The sequence below is a fragment of the Burkholderia sp. BCC1640 genome (assembly GCF_902833125.1).
GTDB classification, from domain to species: domain Bacteria; phylum Pseudomonadota; class Gammaproteobacteria; order Burkholderiales; family Burkholderiaceae; genus Burkholderia; species Burkholderia diffusa.
Window position 1 is genome coordinate 90,621 of the sequence record NZ_CADFEF010000020.1, and the last position, 18,067, is coordinate 108,687.

Sequence of the window (18,067 nt, forward strand, 5' to 3'; positions counted from 1 at the left end):
TGCGGCATGCGCTGTCTTCCACTCGACTCGCCAGTGGCGAGTTGAATGCCGCGGCCGCGTCGAGCGACCGAATCGGGCTAGAACGCGTAGGAGAGCGACGCAAACAGGCTGCGCGGCGCGCCAGGCGTGACCCACAGGCTGTTGTAGGAACTGACGTAAGTAGTGCGATTGAACAAATTGTTCAGCACGACCGACGCACGCAGGTGCTTGTTGACCTGAACGTAGCCGTTGAGCTGCACGGTCGCATAGGCCGGCAGTTCGAAACCGTCCTGCGTGTTCGCGGTGTTGCCGGCCCGGCGCCCGACGTAGATCACGCCGGCGCCGGCGCCGGCCTTGTCCGCGAACGGGACGCTGGTTTCGTACATGAGCAGCGCGCTGCCGCTCAGACGCGGAATGTCGACGAGGCGCGCGCCGGGTGTCAGTACGGCATCGCGTGTGACCTGTGCATCGACATACGCAAGATTGACGAGGCCGCGCACGCCATGGCCGAGGTCGCCGTTCCATTCGAATTCGATGCCGCGGCTGCGCACTTCGCCGGCCGCGCGCGAGAAGCCTGCATTGGCCGGGTCGGCGGTCAGCACGTTGCGCTTGTTGACGTGGAATGCCGCGACGGTCGCGAGCCAGCGTGCGCCGGCCCATTTCGCGCCGACCTCATAGCCATGCCCCTTCTCCGGATCGAACGCGCGGCCGTCGACGTCGGCGCCGTTGTTCGGCCGGAACGAATACGCGGTGTTCGCATACACGGAAAACGCGGGGCTCATTTCATACACGATGCCGATGCGCGGACTCAATGCAGTCTGCAACTGGCTGCTCGTCGTGCCCTTCAGGCGATTCTCGACCGACTGGTGAAAGCGATCCCAGCGCAGCCCCGCGAGGATTTTCCAGTGCGGCCCGAACGCGAGCGTGTCCTGTGCGTAGAGGCCCTGGCCGTCGTCGCGCTCGAGCAGATTGGTCGCGGTGCGCGGTACGGGGGCCGGCTGACCGTAGACGGGATCGAAGATGTCGATCGCATACGGCGCGGCGGCAGTGGGCGTCGAGCGCGCGACGAACTGGTCGTAGTTGAAGCGGTACGCATCGACGCCCAGCACGAGCGTGTGGCCGATGCCGCCGGTGCGGAACGCGCCGGTCGTCTCGACGCGGCCTTGCAGATCGTTCGAATGAAACGCGACTTGCCGGTAGCGGCGCCACAGCGTGCGGCCGTCGGACTGCAGCGCGAACGCCTCGGACGATCGTCCGGACAGGTCGGTGGTGCGCTGCGCGAAACCGGCGTTGATCGACCAACTGGCATCGATGCGATGCTCGAGCGTGAACTGGTGGCCCGTGTTGCGCACGTCAAAGTCGCCGTCGCGGGGCTCGCCGAGAAAGCGCGAAGCCGGAATCGCGCCGAGCTGCCCGCCCACCGCGACCACGCCGCGATCGAGCGGCGCGCGCTGGCGTGCGCTCTCGAATTCGTAGTGGAGCGTCGTGTCCGCGCCGATGTCCCACGTGAACGACGGCGCGAACAGGTAGCGTTTGCTCGACACCGTATCGCGGAAGCTGCCGTTGTTCTCGTTCATCGCGACGAAGCGGTACGCGAGCGACTTCGTGACGGGCCCGGTTGAATCGAAGGTTTCGCGCAACGCGCCGTAGCTGCCGGCCGACACGCCGACGGTGTTCGAGCGCGCGAACTGCGGCTGCTTGGTCGTATAGCTGATGAGCCCGCCCGGATCGCCGCGGCCGTATAGCGCCGACGCGGGCCCCTTGAGCACTTCCATGCGCTCGAGGTTGACCGTGTCGCGCGGGACGCTGATCCCGTGGTTCCACGAGAAGCCGTTGACGAGGTAGTCGGTGCCGGACGTATTGCCGTCGCCGGCGAAGCCGCGCACCGCGTAGTTGTCCCACAGGCCGCCGAAGTTGTTCTGCCGCGAGACCCCCGCGACCCAGTCGTACAGGTCCTCGCCGCGTGTCGCGGCGACGGTTTGCACGAGTTTCGCATCGACGCTGCTGACCGCGAACGGAATCTCCATCACGTCTGCCTCGCTGCGCGTCGCGCTCGTCGATTCGCGCGTGCGAAACGGCGCGCTCGCGCGCTGCCCCGAGACCTCGATGGTGGGCAGCGTTGCTTCCTGCGCGTCGGCCGTGCTCAGGCCGGCCGCGCCGACGACGATGGCCATCGGTGCGGCCGCCCAGTTCTTCCTGCTCATACCCCGTCCCTTGATGTGGATTGCATTCGGGCACGGTGGATGGGCCTTGCGCCGACGGCTATGTCCCAAACAGTACATTCGCGCCGAAATTTAATGCAAATGAGATGTATTTGCAATCGCAATTTCATGCGCTCGGGGATGATGCGATGCGGGCTGCAAGCGGCGCGTCACGCGGGACGCGTCGTGGAAGGTGGGATGTGAGCAGGCGCCGGCGTCCAGTCGTGGCGCGGCGGCCGTCGAACGACTCGACGACGAAACGGGCGAGGCCGGCGGGCGCCGCCAGCAGGCGGCGCCGTTACAAGAATCGATGGACGGTGCCGGTTACGCCGCCGACAACCTGACCGACACGCCCGTCGCCGTATAAACCGGCGTTACCTTGAAACCGTCGACCGTCACCGCCGAGAACTTCGCGGAAGCCGCTGCACCGTCGATCAGCGCGATGGTGTCGCCGGCCTTGGGCGCATAACCGTTCACGAACTTCACGTGCAGCGTGCCGCCCGCGACGGTGAGCGGGCCGCCGACGCGCAGGCGGCCGCCCCCATTGCCGTCGATGTCGAGTTCGAGCGTCGTGTTGTCGAGCTGCGTATAGCGCGTCGCGATGACCACCGGCGCGCTGGCGGCAATCCTCACGCTGCCGCCCGAGCCCACGTACACGTCGCCCTTGCCGAACGCGCTTGCCGATGCCGCGGCGAGCATGCCGCCGCTCACCTGCGTGCCGCCCGTATAGCTGTTGTTGCCCGCCAGCGTCAGCGCGCCGCTGCCTTGCAGCGTCAGCTTGCCCGCGCCGGCGATGTCGTTGCGCCACAGGTCGGCGGTATTGAACCCGCCCTGCGAAGCGTCCATCGACACGATCACGTTGCCGTTGAATGCACCGTAACCGTCGGCCGCGGTGAACAGGTTGAGGCGGCCCCAGCCTTCCGCATCGTCCATGACCGGATAGCCGGACGGCAGTTCGGTCGTCTTCAGCACGACGCGGCGCTGGTCCGCGCTCAGGTACGGGAAGCGCGTCTGCAGCAGGATCTCCGCGCCCTTCGGCACGACGGGCGGCGCGTCGGTCGACTCGATCGCGCCGAAGCCGAACGTCAGGCGGCGCGCGAAGGCCGTCTTGTTCGTCGCGTAATCGGCGAAGCGGTCGGTGGCCGTCGTGCCCGAGTGCGCGAAGGCGGCGAACGTCGTGTCGGTCGTGCCCGTGAGCTGCTGCAGCGCCTGATGGGCCTGGCCGTACGCGGCCTGCGCATCGCTCGCGTACGCGGTCAGGTTCGCCGCGCTGACGGCCAGCGCGAGCATGCGGCCGCCGATCACGTCGAGCGGCGAGTGCATGCCGGCGAGGATGCGGTTCTCGCCGAGTTCGAGGCCGCGGCCGACCATTTCCTGGAAGCGCTCCGGCACGAGCCACGCCATCGTCATCGCGTCTCGCACCGCTTCGGCCGTATGGCCGCTGATGAAGCCGCCGTCGGTCGCGGGCGTCGTGCTTTCCGCCGGCACGAGCGTCGGTGCGACGACGACGCTGGTGCTCCAGCGGTACGGCCGCGCGTACTTGTAGAAACGCTTCGACGGTTCGGTCGACGCGTTGTTGCCCATTTCGTTGAGCAGGTCGACGACCTTGCCGAAGCTCGCGTTCGTGCTGCCGCCGACGCCGACGTTGTTGCCGGAATCGTTGTACAGCACCGTCGTCGCGTCGGCGGGCACGGTGGTGATGCTGGTCGTCTGCTGCGCGGCCGTGCGCCACGCGCCGGTGAGCGGGCCCATGCCGTCGGTCACGCTGTAGCCCTTGGCGCGCCGGTCGTCGAAGTACGCGGCGTCGGCCTGTTGCTGCGTGCGTGCGGTCGTTGCGTTGATCACATATTGAACGTTGGCGGCCAGCACCGTGTCGTTCAGGCTCGTGCCGCACGGCGTGCCGCTGCCGGGCAGGCCTGAGCAGGTCGACGGCGAGATCGCCGGAAACCCGCCGTTGGCCGGCGCGCTCACGCCGGCATCGACGAGCATCGTCGCCGGCTGCCACAGGTCGAGGAAGCGGCTCACCACGCGCACGGCCGCGTTGGTCGACAGCGTGGCATAGCGCGCGTCGCCGCGCTGGTTGGTCGCGATGTTGTCGACGAAGGCCGGCACGCTCGGCACGGGCGCGCTGTCGACGAAGCCGGGGTCGGCCGGCGGTGCCGGCATGGCCGCGCTGGTCGTGGTGGTCGATGCGACATCGTCGCCGCCGCCGCACGCGGCGAGAACGATCGCACTCGACAATGCTGCGACGTGCAGCGGAAAACGGCTTCGTGACGCAAACATGCAAGGCTCCATCCTGAGTGTCGAAGATGGCGGATTGTCGTGGGCGATCGTGACGCAGCCGTTACGGATTTGTTTCGGGTCGCGGTCGATGCACCCGAATTCTCACTATTTGGTGAATTCGTGATGCTGAACATGGCGGCGGGGGCGATCGGGCCGTCGGCGATGTCCGGTCCGGCCAGCGCGCGCGTTCGAAAAGACGATCGGATGCGGCGCTGTCACGCCGGTTGGGCGACCCATTCCGCGTCGGCGCGGCACACGCGGTTTCTGCCCTGACGCTTCGCCGCGTAGAGGGCGAGGTCTGCCTGATGCGACAACGCGTGCACGGACCGCGGGTGCGCACGGTGCCCGGTCGCGTAGCCGATGCTGATCGTGAAAGGCGGAATGGTCGCGTCGAACCCGTCGAGCCGGTTGCGCTCCACGGCGCGGCGAATCGCTTCGGCAACTTTCGCGGCGCCGCTTTCATCCGTGTCGGGCAATACGACGACGAATTCTTCGCCGCCGTAGCGCGCGGCAAGATCGCCGCGCCGCCGCGTATGCGCGCGAATGCACTCGGCGAGAAAGCGCAGCGCGGTGTCGCCTTGCACATGACCGAAGCGGTCGTTGTACTGCTTGAAGTGATCGGCGTCGATGAACAGCACCGACAGGCTGCCATCGCTGCCGCGTTGCAGACGTTCCCATTCGTCGGCGAGCGCGGCATCGAGCGCGCGACGGTTGTGCAGGCCTGTGAGTGGATCGGTGCGTGTCAGGTCGGTAAGCAGCGTCTGCTTGCGCAGGTTGTCCCGCAGCGCGAACGCGAGCAGCCACACCACCGCGCAGAACAGCGCACCGATGACGGACGCGGACACGCCGACCGTCCACATCAAATGCGTGGTGCCGGCCAGCACGTCATGCTCGGCCGGTGCGACGACCGCGATCAACGGCGTGCCGGGCACCCGCTGGAACGTATAAAGCCGCACGACGCCGTCGATGCTCGAGCGCGCCGCATAGAAGCCCGATTCGCGACTCACCATGCGTTCGAACGACTTCGAGCGGCGCAGGCGGACCATCTGGTGATCGGTCAACGGCGGGTTTCTCGCGAGGATCGTGCCGTCGGCGCGCAGGATCGCGCTGACGCCATGCGGCCCGACGTTCAGGCGGGACAGAAGCCGATCGAAGTACGCGAGGTCGATGGCGACCACCGCGATTCCGTCGAACGTGTGATCCGCCCGCTCGATGCGCCGCGACAGCGCGATCGATTCCGTGTTGCCGTGCGAACGCGCGCGATACGCCTCGGACACGTAGAGGCCGACGTTGTCGGCATCGCGATGGACCTTGAAGTAGTCGCGATCGCTGAAATCCCAGTTGTGGGTCGAGCTGCAACAGCCGTCGATCAAGCGGCCGAAGCGGTCCGTCACGCCCATGCCGGTCACGTATTGCGCGGCCGTGCGCTCGAACAGCACGTCGTGACGCAGCCCGGCGTCCATGCGCGCGACGGCGGGATTGCCGAGATCGGTGGCGAGCGAGACGAGCGCGTTGTTGGACGTCTCGACGGTGCGCGCGATCTCGCTGACCAGGACGGCCGCGACGTTGCGCGACGTCTCGTGCGCATGTCCGACGACCTCGCTGCGCGCAGCCCACAGCGTCGCCGCGCTGATGCCGAGCGCGGCGAGCGACATCAGCGTGCCCAGCACGCCGACGATCAGGTGGTGGCGGCCGGCCCAGTCGGCAACTTTCTCGATCGGAATGGATGCAGGCATTGCTCGCGCTCGTGCGGGAAGCCGGCTGCGATCGCAGCGGCGCTGGTCAAATCCGGGTTAACGGCAGGGATGCCCGGAAATCGAGGCCGGCGTGCGACGCAATGACTGCACGGGTGCCGCAAACGTGTGCGTCCGGGGTGCGCCGCGCAACGAGCACGCGACAGCGGCGAACCCCGGCGGTCGCGCAGGCTCAGTCGAGCCCGCCCTGGCACACGTACTTGATCGACAGATAATCGTCGAGGCCGTAGCGCGAGCCTTCGCGGCCGTAGCCCGATTCCTTCACGCCGCCGAACGGCGCGGCTTCGCTCGCGAGCGCGCCTTCGTTGATGCCGACGATGCCCGTTTCGAGCCGCGCCGACACGCGCGCGATGCGGCGCACGTCCTGCGTGTAGAAATACGCGGCGAGCCCGAACGGCGTGTCGTTCGCGGCCGCGACGGCTTCGTCCTCGGTGTCGAACCGGAACAGCGCGGCGACGGGGCCGAAGGTTTCCTCGCAGCTCAGCTGCATGTCGGCGGTGGCGTCGGCGAGCACCGTCGGCGCGTAATAGTTCGGACCGAGCTCGGGCAGACGCTTGCCGCCGGCGAGCACGCGCGCGCTGCGCTCGATGGCGTCGCCGACGTGGCGCGCGATCTTGTCGACCGCGCGCGCGTTGATCATCGGCCCGATCTGCGCGGCCGGGTCGGTCGCGGGCGCGACCTTCAGCGCGGCGACGCGCGCGGCGAGCTTCGCGGCGAACGCATCGTAGACGCCGGCCTGCACGTACACGCGGTTCGGCGACACGCAGGTCTGGCCGCCGTTGCGGAACTTGGCGGCCATCAGCCCGTCGATCGCGGCGTCGAGTTCCGCATCGTCGAACACGATGAACGGCGCGTTACCGCCCAGTTCCAGCGACAGCTTCTTCAGTGTCGCCGCCGATTCGCGCGCGAGCAGCTTGCCGACGGGCGTCGATCCGGTGAACGTGATCTTGCGCACGCGGCCGTCGGCGAGCCAGTCGGCCACCGCATCGATGCCGCGTTCGCGCGATGCGGCGATCAGGTTCAGCACGCCGGGCGGCACGCCGGCTTCCTGCGCGAGGAAGGCCAGCGCGAGCGCGGTGAGCGGCGTGTCCTCGGCCGGCTTCGCGACCACCGTGCAGCCGGCCGCGAGTGCCGGGGCGATCTTGCGCGCGATCATCGCGAGCGGGAAGTTCCAAGGCGTGATCGCGGCGACGATGCCGATCGGCTCCTTGACCGCGCTCAGCCGCTTGCCGCGCTGCTGCTGCGGAATCAGGTCGCCGTAGGTGCGCGTCGCTTCCTCGGCGAACCACAGCACGTACGACGCCCCGTATGCGACTTCGCCGCGCGCTTCGGCGAGCGGCTTGCCCTGTTCGCGCGACATCAGTTTCGCGAGATCGTCGGTGTGCGCGACGATCGCCGCATGCCATGCGCGCAGGATCGCGGCCCGTTCGCGAGCGGGCGTCGCGCGCCATGCGGGCAGCGCGCGCGCGGCCGCATCGGTCGCGGCGCGCGCGTCGGCCGCGCCGCTGTCGGGTGCATGGGCAACGGTCTCGAGCGTCGCCGGATCGGTGACGTCGAAGCGGCGGCCGTCGAGCGCGTCGCGCCAGGCGCCGTCGATCAGGTTGGCGGTGCGAACGAGTTCGGTTCGGGACAGCGTAAGCGGCATGACAGGTCCTTGGATGGAGCGATTCGGTGACGACGGCTGAAGCGCGGACGCGCGACTACCCCGCGCGGACGGCGTGCCGCCGCGTTCGCGGATGCCGCACGCTGCCCGTCAGTGACGTTCGCCGAACAGCGATTCGAGCGGGTAGTGCCGTTTGACGAACGGCGACTTGATGATCACGTAACTGAAATACTTCTCGATGCCGATGTTCTGTTCGAGCAGCCCTTCGACGATCGTCTGGTAATGGCTCACGCTGCGCGTGATGAACTTCAGCAGATAGTCGTAGCCGCCGCTCGCGAGGTGACACTCGACGATCTCGTCGACGTTGCGAATCGCCGCGACGAAACGGTCGAAGTCCTCGCGGCGGTGGTCGGCCAGCGTGACCTCGGTAAACACGACCTGCACGTCGCCGAGTTTCTCGAGCTGGATGTGCGCGCCGTAGCCGCCGATATAGCCGGCCTTCTCGAGCCGCTTCACGCGGATCAGGCAAGGGCTGGGCGACAGCCCGACCGCATCGGCCAGTTCGACGTTGGTCATGCGGCCGCGCTTTTGCAACTGGGAGAGGATGCGCAGGTCGATGCGATCCAGCTTGCTGTCCGTCATGGTCGGGTGAGAGGGGAAAAAATGGAATGTCCGGTTACTTTAGAGTCGAACGATTGCCGCCACAAGCCCGGCTTTCCCTTGGCCGGTCAGGCCGGCTGCGCGTGCGCGGCGTCGAGCGCGCGCTGCACGCCCGCATCGGCCAGCACGTTGTCGAGCGTCTTGCGCACGCGTTCGAACATCAGGTCGAACTCGCCCGCGGTGAAGCTGAGCGCCGGCGCGAAACCGAGCACGCCGTCGCCGAATGCGCGAAACACCACGCCGTTCGCATACGCGGCGGCTGCGATCCTGTCGGGCACGTTGAGCGCGGGGTCGAAGCGCGTCTTGCGCGTCTTGTCGGCCACCAGTTCGAGCGCTCCGAGCAGGCCGGCCGAACGCGCGTCGCCGACGAGCGGATGCGCGCGCAGCGCATCGAGCCCCGCGGCGAAACGCGGCGCCATCGCCCGGCCGTTCGCGAGCAGTCCGCCTTCGTGATAGAGCTTCAGCACTTCGAGGCCGATCGCGGCGCTGACCGGATGCGCGGAATACGTATGGCCGTGGCCGACCGCGGGCGAATCGGCGCGGCTGCCCGCGATGCCTTCGTAGATTTCATCGGACATCAGCACGGCCCCCATCGGCGCATAGCCGGCGGTCAGCCCCTTCGCGACGGTCATCAGGTCCGGGTCGACCTGCTCGGTCTCGCACGCGAACAGCGGGCCCGTGCGGCCGAAGCCGGTGATCACCTCGTCGGCGACGAACAGGATGCCGAGGCGCCGGCATGCGTCGCGCATCGCCTTCAGCCAGCCGGCCGGCGGGACGATCACGCCGCCGGAACCCTGCACGGGCTCACAGAAGAATGCCGCGACGTTGTCCGCGCCGAGTTCGGCGACTTTCGCCTCGAGCGCGGCGACCGACGCGGCGATCAGCGCCTGCGCGTCGTCGCCGAGCGGATGGCGATACGGGTAGGGCGACGGGATGTGGTGCTGATCCGCGCGCGGCAGGTCGAAGTGACGATGGAACGCGGGCAGCGCGGTGAGCCCGGCGCCGATCGACGACGAGCCGTGATAGCCGCGTTCGAGCGCGATCATGTGCTTCTTCGCCGGGCGACCGGTCGCGTTGAAATAGTGCGTGATGAAACGCACCGCGGAATCGACCGCATCCGAGCCGCCGAGCGTGAAGTACACGCGATTCAGCGACGGCGGCGCGAGTGCCGCGAGCCGTTCGGCCAGCTCGATCGCGGGTTGCGAGCCGAAATGGAAATAGCCGGTCGCGTAGGGCAGCTTCGCCATCTGGTCGGCGGCGGCCTTCACGATGCTGTCGCGGCCGTAGCCGACGTTCACGCACCACAGGCCCGAGAACGCATCGAGCAGCGTGTGGCCGTCGGCGTCGCGCAGGAACACGCCGTCGGCGGATTCGAGCACGGTGACGCCGCGCGCCTCGTGCGCACGATAGTTGACGACAGGGTGGATCAGGTGTTGACGATCGGCTTCGATCAGCGCGGCTTGGTTCATGGCAGTGCGGGACTCTCGTCGGGTGTCAGCGTGAGGTCATGCTACCGGGCGAGAAATCCTCACGCGCCTTCAATTTGCGGCCCGAAACGTACGAAAGCGGTGTTTGCATGGGGCGCTTCGGCATTTTCTGCTGCGCGCCCCGCCAGGCCGGGCGCGCGCGTCAGTAGCCGCGTGCGCGGTCGACAACGCCGATCATCGGCTGTCCCGCGCGATGGCGCGCGAGGTTCGCGAGCACGGCGTCGACCGCGGTGTCCGGCCGCGTCGCGCTGGCGATGTGCGGCGTGATGCGAATGCGCGGATGCGTCCAGAACGGGTGGCCGGCCGGCAACGGCTCCGGGTCCGTCACGTCGAGGATCGCGCTGTCGAGGCGGCCGCTGTCGAGCGCGGCGAGCAGCGCGGTCGCATCGAGTTGCGGGCCGCGCCCGACCTGCACGAGCGATGCGCCGGCCGGCAGCGCGTCGAACACGCGTGTGCCGAGCAGGCCGCGCGTGTCGTCGGTGAGCGGCAGCAGGCAGATCAGGATGTCGGTGCGGGCGAGGAACGTGTCGAGCGCCGCGTCGCCCGCATGGCAGTCGACGCCGTCGAGCGAGCGCGGCGTGCGGCTCCACCCTGCGCACGGGAAACCGAAGCGCCGCAGCGTGTCGAGCACGGCCTGCCCGAGCGTGCCGAGCCCGAGCACGCCGATGCGCCGCGACGCGGCCGCGCGGACCGGCTTCTCGCGCCACACGTGCTCGCGCTGCTGCGCCGCATAGTCGAACAGGTCGCGATGGATCGTCAGCACGGCCTGCGTCACGTATTCGACCATCCCTTCGACGATGCCCGGCTCGATCATCCGCACGACCGGGATGTGCGCGGGCACGCGCGACAGGTCGAACTGATCGATGCCGGCGCCGACCGAAAACACGATCTCCAGATTCGGCAGCAGTGCGGTCGGGTCGTCGGGCGGCTGCCACGCGGCGAGATAGTGCACGGCTTCCGGATCGCCGAGGTCCGGCCAGATCCGGAACGCGAGGTCGGGCGCCTGTTGCGCGAAGCGCCGCGCCCATTGCGCGCCGCGCACCGGGTCGGCCTTGTAGAGGAAACTCATCGCGCGCGCCGCTCAGCCGAGCGCTTGATTGACGATCGCGAACGCGCGCAGCGACGGATCGCGGGCGGGCGCCGCGCCGCGCGCCATCGCGACGACGGTATCGACGCGCGGCAGGCCGAGCCCCTGCAGCCAGTCCGACAGGCCGCTATCGCCCGGCACGTCGAGGCGCACGAACATGCCTTCGTGCAGCGCGAGCCAGTGGCTGATCAGCGCCTGCGCGCGCAGCGCGTCCGGTGCGACCACCGGGCCGATCACGTGCCCGCGGCCGAAACGGCGGAACAGCGCGAAGCCGAGCAGTTCGCCGTCGCGGTCGAGTGCGATCCCGTTGGCGACGTCGAGCAGCGCATCGATCACCGCGTCGCGCGGGTAGCCGGCCGCGCGCGATGCGAGTGCGGCGAGGCGCGGGCCGTCGTTGGTGCCGAGCGGGCGCAGGCGCTCGCCCGGCGGCAGCGAGATCAGCGGCGGCTGGAACGCGGCGCCCTGGTGCTGGTCGATCGTGCCGATCGCCTCGAAGCCGAACTTCACGTAGAGCGGTTCGCCGGACGGCGTCGCATGCAGGAAGATCGTGCGTGCGCCGAGGCTGTCGACGACGCGTGCGAGCAGTTCGCGGCCGATGCCGCGGCCCTGGCGCTCGGGCGACACGATCACCATGCCGAGCGATGCGTGCGATTCGCCAAAGCGCCAGCCGAGCGCGGTGCCGACGATGCCGGCTTCGTCTTCGGCGACGAAGCCGCTGCCGAGCTGGAATGCGAAGCGCCAGTCGTCGAGTCGATGCGGCCACTTGACTGCTTCCGACAGCCGGTGCGCGGCAGGCAGATCGGTTTCGGCGAACGGGCGATAGGTGAGCGTGCTGGAAGAATTGAGGTCGGCCACGCCGGACTCCGGATGGGTAGGAATGACATATCGACTCTGCCAGCGCCACCGCGGCGCGGATAGGACGATTCGCCTGTTTTCCGGCGTCGGCGGGCGGTCGTGCGAGATCGACGCAAACCGGCTCGATCGGCGCGGGCGAACGCGCGCTGCATGCCGGAGCGGTCCGTCATTGCGACAGCTTCTGCTGTGGGAATGCCGCTACGATGGAAACGCGGCGGCCGCATGACGGTTTCGTGAAGACGGCCGGCTCGCCGCCGACGGCGCCGCGTGCGATCACGCCGCAGATCGTGCTGCCGGCGGCCTGCAACACGCGGCGAATCTGCGTTTCGAGCCGCGTCGAACGATGCGCGACGGATTTTTTGCCCTGATTCAATTTCGTTGAACCCAGACCGTCCCCGGCCCTGCCGGGGCTTCACACCGACAGGACGTCACATGATCCAATTTGAACCGAAGTACATCACGTTCGACTGCTATGGCACGCTGACCCGCTTCCGGATGGCCGACATGGCGCGCGAGGTCTACGCGGACCGGCTGTCGCCGGTCGCGCTCGAGGAATTCGTGCGCGCGTTCGCCGCGTATCGGCTCGACGAAGTGCTCGGCGCATGGAAGCCGTACCGCGACGTCGTCGTCAATGCGATCCGGCGCACCTGCGCGCGGATCGGCGTGAAGTTCGACGAGGCGGAGGCCGAGCGTTTCTATCTGGCGGTGCCGACGTGGGGCCCGCATCCGGACGTGCCGGCCGGGCTTTCGCGGCTGGCCACGAAGTACAAGCTGGTGATCCTGTCGAACGCGTCGGACGACCAGATCATGAGCAACGTCGACAAGCTCGGTGCGCCGTTCCATGCGGTGTTCACCGCGCAGCAGGCGCAGTCGTACAAGCCGCGGATGCAGGGCTTCGAATACATGTTCGACAAGCTCGGTTGCAAGCCGGAGGACGTGTTGCACGTGTCGTCGAGCCTGCGCTACGACCTGATGACGGCCGAGGATCTCGGCATCAAGCACAAGGCGTTCGTCAACCGCGGCCATGAGCCGGGCACGCCGTTCTACAACTACTACGAGGTGTCGGACATCGGCCATCTCGCGACGCAGCTCGGGCTGTAAGCGACGCCGCGCTGGCGTGGGGCCGCGTGCCCCGCGCGCGCGGCCGTGCGCGTCGCGAACGACCGGCGTGGTGCGCCGGCCGTGCCGCCTTGCGCGTGCGATCACCGCACGAACCGAGGGTAATTACCGATACGGAGCCATTCAAGGCAGGGCCGCCCGGGCCGATATATGTACCGAACGGTTAATATCGCGAGGCCCTCCGCATGAAGTTGTCCACGAAACTGCTGATGCTCGTCGCCGCGGCGCTGCTCGGCGTTGTATTGCTTGCCGCGATGTCGCTGCACACGCTGCGCGACGCGCTGATCGACAGCCGCCGTGACGAGATCGTCATTCTTCTGACCAAAGCCGAGCATCTGGTCGACGCGTATCGCGCGATGCAGGCGAACGGCACGCTCACGCGGGATCAGGCCCAGCAGCAGGCCAAGGCCGCGCTGTCCGCGCTCAACGCGAATTCGAAAAGCTACTACTGGGTGACGACGTCCGACGGCGTCAACCTCGTGCATCCGAACGCGAAGTTCATCGGCACCCGCGCGAAGGGCAACCGCACGACCGGCGGCATGACCGACAGCGAGGCGTATCGCGCCGGAGTGGCCCAGGCGCATTTCGCGCTCGTCGACGTGCTGATCAAGCGCAGCCCGGACGCGGACGTGGAGCCGAAACTCCAGGGCGTGGTCGCCGTTCCGGAGTGGGACTGGTGGATCGGCACGGGATTCTTCTACGACGACATCAACGCCGCGTTTACGCGGCTTGCGCAGGTGCTCGGCGCCATCACGCTCGTCATCGCCGCGGCGCTCGCGGCGATCGCGTGGGGCGTGTTGCGCAGCGTCCGACGGACGCTGGGCGGCGAGCCCGCGCACGCGACCGAGATCGCGGCCCGCATCGCCGCCGGCGAACTGGACGTGCAGTTCGATACGGCGCACGCCGCGCCGGGCAGCCTGCTCGTCGCGCTCGCCGACATGAAGGCCCGGCTGACCGAGACCATCGCCGAAATCCAGACCACGACCCACTCGATTGCCGTCGGCACCGGCGAGATCGCGCAAGGCAATCTGGACTTGTCGCAGCGCACGGAGGAACAGGCCGCGTCGCTGCAGCAAACGGCCGCGAGCATGGAGCAGATCACGTCGACGGTCAAACAGAATGCCGACAATGCACGTCAGGCCAATACGCTCGTGACCCACGCGAAGGAGGCGACGGAACTCGGTGGCGCGGCCGTGCGTGAAGTCGTCGAAACGATGCGGCAGATTTCGGACGGATCGGTGCGGATCGCCGACATTACCGTCGTGATCGAAAGCATCGCGTTCCAGACGAACATTCTCGCGCTCAACGCCGCGGTCGAGGCCGCGCGGGCCGGCGAGGAGGGGCGCGGGTTCGCGGTCGTGGCCTCGGAGGTGCGCTCGCTCGCGCAACGCAGCGCGGCGGCCGCGAAGGACATCAAGGGATTGATCGAGGCGTCGGTCGAGCGGGTTGGCAGCGGCAGCCGGCTCGTCGAGACGGCGGGCGCGCGGATGACGGAGATCGTCCGGTCGATCGACCGGGTGGCCGACATCATGGGCGAGATTTCAGCGGCATCCGCCGAGCAAAGCACGGGCATCGAGCAGGTCGGCCTCGCGGTCGCGCAAATGGACGAAGTGACGCAGCAGAATGCCGCGCTGGTGGAGCAGGCTGCCGCCGCCGCGTCCTCGCTGGATGAACAGGCGGCACGATTGCGGGCCGCTGTCTCGGTGTTCAGGCTGGCTGCCTGACGGCCGCGTGCCGGCATCTGCCGGCAACGGCATCATCTCGTCTCCCTCTCGCCACGCCGGCACGTGTCCGGCGTGCGCGCCGACGTGCAGGCATCGACCGCGTCGGCCGCATCACAGCGGAGAATTGCGGCCTGGCGCCGCGCCACGGGTTCGTACCCGCATCAGGCAATCCGGCCGTATTCCTGTTGTCTCGCAAAGCCGCTTCAACGTCGCGGCAATCTCCCGATCTTTCATGCGCCGGGCGTCGTCGCAGGCGGCATCCGCCGTCGCATGCGCACGCGGGCGTTCCGGCCGTTTTGGGCACCGCGGGCCGCGAGTGCGCATTCCACGCAAACATGCGGTTTGCGTGAGCCGAACGCGCTTCGGATGCCGAATCGCCAATTTTGTCGGCGCAATCTGCCGCGTGCATCGCTTTACGATTTCCTTCGTCGCGCACGTGCTGCGCAGCCGTCGCGACCCGGCATCGAGCAAACGGCGGTACGCGTGGCCGCGCAGCAAATCATGCTGCGCAGGTGGGCCAAAACGGTCGAATCGTATCGTGCAGCCGCCCCGAATCGCGACAACCCGCATTTTGGCGATGCTTAAATGAACTCAATGCGCATGACGTCGCGCCCGCTACCAGCAGGCGGCGCGACGGTTTCTCGAACCACGCTGGACCCCAGACCCACTTTCCACAGTCAGGAGCAGTTCGGATGAGCGACGATATCGACAACGGCGGCAAGGGCGGCTTCACGCGCCGCGACATGATGCGGGTCATGGCGGCGAGCGGCATGATGGCCGTTGGCGGCGGCGGGCTGCTGATGGACGCGCAATCGGCGTTCGCCGCGCCGGCGCCCAAGCGCGGCGGCAAGATCCGGGTCGCGAACGAATCGAGTTCGACGGCCGACACGCTCGACCCGGCCAAGGGCTCGACGGGCGCCGACTACATTCGTTTCTTCATGTTCTACAGCGGCCTCACGCAGCTCGACGCGAGCCTGACGCCGCAGATGAATCTCGCGCAGTCGTTGCAGACGACCGACGCGAAGACGTGGATCATCAAGTTGCGCAAGGGCGTCACGTTCCACGACGGGAAACCGGTCGGGCCGGCCGACGTGGTGTTCTCGCTGATGCGCCACAAGAACGCGGCCACCGCCTCGAAGGTCAAGCCGCTCGCCGATCAGTTCGCCGATGCGAAGGCGAGCGGCCCGGACGAGGTCACGCTCACGCTCGTCAGCGCGAACGCCGATCTGCCGGTGATCCTCGCGACGCCGCAGCTCGTGATCGTCAAGGACGGCACGACCGACTTCAGCACCGGCATCGGTTGCGGCCCGTACAAGCTGAAATCGTTCAAGCCGGGCGTGTCGACCGTCGGCGTGCGCAACGACAGCTACTTCAAGCCGGGGATGCCGTACCTCGACGAGATCGAGCTGATCGGCATCAGCGACAGCGCCGCGCGCCTGAACGCGCTGCTGTCGGGCGACGTGCACCTGATCAACGCGATCGATCCGCGCTCGACGCAGCGGGTCGCGTCGACGCCGGGCTATGCGCTGCAGGAAACCAAGTCGGGGCTCTATACCGACCTGATCGTGCGCAGCGACAACCCGATCACCGCGAACCCGGATTTCGTCGAAGGGATGAAGTACCTGTTCGATCGCGAGCAGATCCGCACGGCGGTGTTCCGCGGCTACGCGGTGATCGGCAACGACCAGCCGATCCCGCCGGGGCATCGCTACTTCAACGCATCGCTGCCGCAGCGGCCGCACGATCCGGACAAGGCGAAGTTCCTGTTCCAGAAGGCGGGGGCGCTGGGCGCCACGCTGCCGCCGATCTATGCGACGTCCGACGCGAACGGGTCGATCGAAATGGCCGTGTTGCTGCAGCAGGCCGGCCAGAAGATCGGGCTGAACCTGCAGGTGAACCGCGTGTCGCCCGACGGCTACTGGTCGAACCACTGGATGAAGCATCCGCTCGGCTTCGGCAACATCAACCCGCGCTCGAGCGCCGACGTGGTGTTCACGCAGTTCTTCAAGTCGGATGCGCCGTGGAACGAGTCGGGCTGGAAGAACGCGAAGTTCGACCAGTTGCTGCTCGCCGCGCGATCGGAAACCGACGACGCGAAGCGCAAGCAGATGTATGGCGACATGCAGGTGCTCGTCGCGCAGCAGTGCCGGGTCGGCATTCCGGCCTTCATCAGCTTCCTCGACGGCTACGACAAGCGGCTCGCGGGCCTCGGCTCGATTCCGACCGGCGGAATGATGGGCTTCATGTTCGCCGAGCACGTGTGGTGGAACGCCTGAGCACGACGCGTGCCGCCGCCGCGCGACCGGCGCGGGCCACCGCCCCGGTCGCGCGCGACCTTTTCCGGAGTGCCGCTTCATGAATCGAATCCTGCTCGGGCTGATCGGCCGGCGCATCGCGGTCACCGCGCTGACGCTGCTGATCGTGTCCGCGATCATCTTCACGATCACGAACCTGCTGCCGGGCGACGCCGCGCAGGCCGCGCTCGGCCAGTCCGCGACGCCGGAGACGGTCGCCGCGCTGCGCCAGCAGTTCGGCCTCGACATGCCGGCCCACGTGCGCTACCTGCACTGGCTCGCGGGGCTGCTGCACGGCGATTTCGGCCGCTCGCTGTCGGGCGACATGCCTGTGTCGGAGATGATCGGCGGACGCCTGCCGAAGTCGCTCGCGCTCGCGGCGATCACGACCGCCGTGTCGGTGCCGATCGCGCTGCTGCTCGGGATCCTCGCGGCGGTCAAGCGCGAATCGGTGGTCGATCGCGTGATCAGCCTCGGCACGCTGTCGCTCGTCGCGACGCCGGAATTCCTGATCGCGACGGTCGCCGTGCTCGTGCTGGCCGTGAAGCTGCACTGGTTGTCCGCGCTGTCGTACAGCGGCCCGATCGAAAGCCTGCACGATTTCCTGCGCGCGTATGCGATGCCGGTGCTGACGCTATGCGCGGTCGTGATCGCGCAGATGGCACGGATGACGCGCGCCGCGGTGATCGAGCAGCTGAGCGCGTCGTATGTCGAGATGGCCGTGCTCAAGGGCGCGAGCCCCGCGCGTGTCGTGCTGCGCCATGCGCTGCCGAACGCGATCGGCCCGATCGCCAATGCGGTCGCGCTGAGCCTGTCGTATCTGCTCGGCGGCGTGATCGTCGTCGAGACGATCTTCAACTATCCGGGCCTCGCGAGCCTGATGGTCGACGCCGTCGGCAACCGCGATTTCCCGTTGGTCCAGGCGTGCACGCTGATCTTCTGCGTCGCCTACTTGACGCTCGTGCTGTTCGCCGACCTGTGCTCGATCGTGTCGAACCCGAGACTGCGGACCTGAGCGTCC

General features: G+C 68.0%; 12 protein-coding genes. 4 read left to right on the forward strand and 8 right to left on the reverse strand.

What is annotated here, in order from left to right; all coding sequences use genetic code 11:
- Positions 1 to 77: 77 nt before the first annotated feature.
- The 8 genes from HWX25_RS21720 to HWX25_RS21755 all read right to left on the reverse strand — a co-directional run bounded on the left by HWX25_RS21720 (position 78) and on the right by HWX25_RS21755 (position 11,909).
- Positions 78 to 2,183, reverse strand: coding sequence for a TonB-dependent receptor (locus tag HWX25_RS21720; protein ID WP_175910428.1), 2,106 nt, complete (start codon positions 2,181 to 2,183; stop codon positions 78 to 80).
- Positions 2,184 to 2,504: 321 nt separating this feature from the next.
- The gene (locus HWX25_RS21725; RefSeq protein WP_175910430.1) at positions 2,505 to 4,463 is read right to left on the reverse strand and encodes a phosphatase PAP2 family protein; all 1,959 of its coding nucleotides are present in this window, start codon (positions 4,461 to 4,463) and stop codon (positions 2,505 to 2,507) included.
- A 215-nt stretch (positions 4,464 to 4,678) separates the two neighbouring features.
- Complete coding sequence (locus HWX25_RS21730) at positions 4,679 to 6,199, reverse strand: GGDEF domain-containing protein (protein WP_175910431.1); 1,521 nt, start codon at positions 6,197 to 6,199, stop codon at positions 4,679 to 4,681.
- Positions 6,200 to 6,389: 190 nt separating this feature from the next.
- Positions 6,390 to 7,862: an NAD-dependent succinate-semialdehyde dehydrogenase gene (locus HWX25_RS21735; RefSeq protein ID WP_175910433.1), complete on the reverse strand. Its 1,473-nt coding sequence runs from the start codon at positions 7,860 to 7,862 to the stop codon at positions 6,390 to 6,392.
- A 108-nt stretch (positions 7,863 to 7,970) separates the two neighbouring features.
- Positions 7,971 to 8,462, reverse strand: a complete 492-nt coding sequence (locus tag HWX25_RS21740) for a winged helix-turn-helix transcriptional regulator (protein WP_006749694.1) — start codon at positions 8,460 to 8,462, stop codon at positions 7,971 to 7,973.
- Positions 8,463 to 8,548: 86 nt separating this feature from the next.
- A complete protein-coding gene (locus HWX25_RS21745; RefSeq protein WP_175910435.1) occupies positions 8,549 to 9,949 on the reverse strand; it encodes an aspartate aminotransferase family protein in 1,401 nt (466 codons plus the stop codon).
- A 160-nt stretch (positions 9,950 to 10,109) separates the two neighbouring features.
- A complete protein-coding gene (locus HWX25_RS21750) occupies positions 10,110 to 11,036 on the reverse strand; it encodes a glyoxylate/hydroxypyruvate reductase A (protein ID WP_175910437.1) in 927 nt (308 codons plus the stop codon).
- Between the two features lie 12 nt (positions 11,037 to 11,048).
- On the reverse strand, positions 11,049 to 11,909 hold the full coding sequence (locus tag HWX25_RS21755; RefSeq protein WP_175910439.1) for a GNAT family N-acetyltransferase: 861 nt from the start codon (positions 11,907 to 11,909) through the stop codon (positions 11,049 to 11,051).
- A gap of 432 nt (positions 11,910 to 12,341) precedes the next feature.
- Between HWX25_RS21755 and HWX25_RS21760 the strand changes: the two genes are divergently transcribed.
- The 4 genes from HWX25_RS21760 (at position 12,342) to HWX25_RS21775 (ending at position 18,061) form a co-directional block, all read left to right on the forward strand.
- Entirely contained in the window at positions 12,342 to 13,010 is a 669-nt protein-coding gene (locus tag HWX25_RS21760; protein ID WP_059536187.1) for a haloacid dehalogenase type II, read from the forward strand.
- 203 nt (positions 13,011 to 13,213) lie between these two features.
- On the forward strand, positions 13,214 to 14,752 hold the full coding sequence (locus tag HWX25_RS21765) for a methyl-accepting chemotaxis protein (RefSeq protein WP_175910442.1): 1,539 nt from the start codon (positions 13,214 to 13,216) through the stop codon (positions 14,750 to 14,752).
- Positions 14,753 to 15,444: 692 nt separating this feature from the next.
- Positions 15,445 to 17,028, forward strand: a complete 1,584-nt coding sequence (locus HWX25_RS21770) for an ABC transporter substrate-binding protein (protein WP_175910444.1) — start codon at positions 15,445 to 15,447, stop codon at positions 17,026 to 17,028.
- 79 nt (positions 17,029 to 17,107) lie between these two features.
- Positions 17,108 to 18,061, forward strand: a complete 954-nt coding sequence (locus HWX25_RS21775) for an ABC transporter permease (RefSeq protein ID WP_059536198.1) — start codon at positions 17,108 to 17,110, stop codon at positions 18,059 to 18,061.
- Positions 18,062 to 18,067: the final 6 nt, after the last annotated feature.

What these genes read in the sequence shown, in the direction of transcription:
- HWX25_RS21720 (WP_175910428.1), bottom strand. Translation starts at nt 2,183, where the DNA reads ATGAGCAGGAAGAACTGGGCGGCCGCACCGATGGCCATCGTCGTCGGC.
- HWX25_RS21725 (WP_175910430.1), bottom strand. Translation starts at nt 4,463, where the DNA reads ATGTTTGCGTCACGAAGCCGTTTTCCGCTGCACGTCGCAGCATTGTCG.
- HWX25_RS21730 (WP_175910431.1), bottom strand. Translation starts at nt 6,199, where the DNA reads ATGCCTGCATCCATTCCGATCGAGAAAGTTGCCGACTGGGCCGGCCGC.
- HWX25_RS21735 (WP_175910433.1), bottom strand. Translation starts at nt 7,862, where the DNA reads ATGCCGCTTACGCTGTCCCGAACCGAACTCGTTCGCACCGCCAACCTG.
- HWX25_RS21740 (WP_006749694.1), bottom strand. Translation starts at nt 8,462, where the DNA reads ATGACGGACAGCAAGCTGGATCGCATCGACCTGCGCATCCTCTCCCAG.
- HWX25_RS21745 (WP_175910435.1), bottom strand. Translation starts at nt 9,949, where the DNA reads ATGAACCAAGCCGCGCTGATCGAAGCCGATCGTCAACACCTGATCCAC.
- HWX25_RS21750 (WP_175910437.1), bottom strand. Translation starts at nt 11,036, where the DNA reads ATGAGTTTCCTCTACAAGGCCGACCCGGTGCGCGGCGCGCAATGGGCG.
- HWX25_RS21760 (WP_059536187.1), top strand. Translation starts at nt 12,342, where the DNA reads ATGATCCAATTTGAACCGAAGTACATCACGTTCGACTGCTATGGCACG.
- HWX25_RS21765 (WP_175910442.1), top strand. Translation starts at nt 13,214, where the DNA reads ATGAAGTTGTCCACGAAACTGCTGATGCTCGTCGCCGCGGCGCTGCTC.
- HWX25_RS21770 (WP_175910444.1), top strand. Translation starts at nt 15,445, where the DNA reads ATGAGCGACGATATCGACAACGGCGGCAAGGGCGGCTTCACGCGCCGC.
- HWX25_RS21775 (WP_059536198.1), top strand. Translation starts at nt 17,108, where the DNA reads ATGAATCGAATCCTGCTCGGGCTGATCGGCCGGCGCATCGCGGTCACC.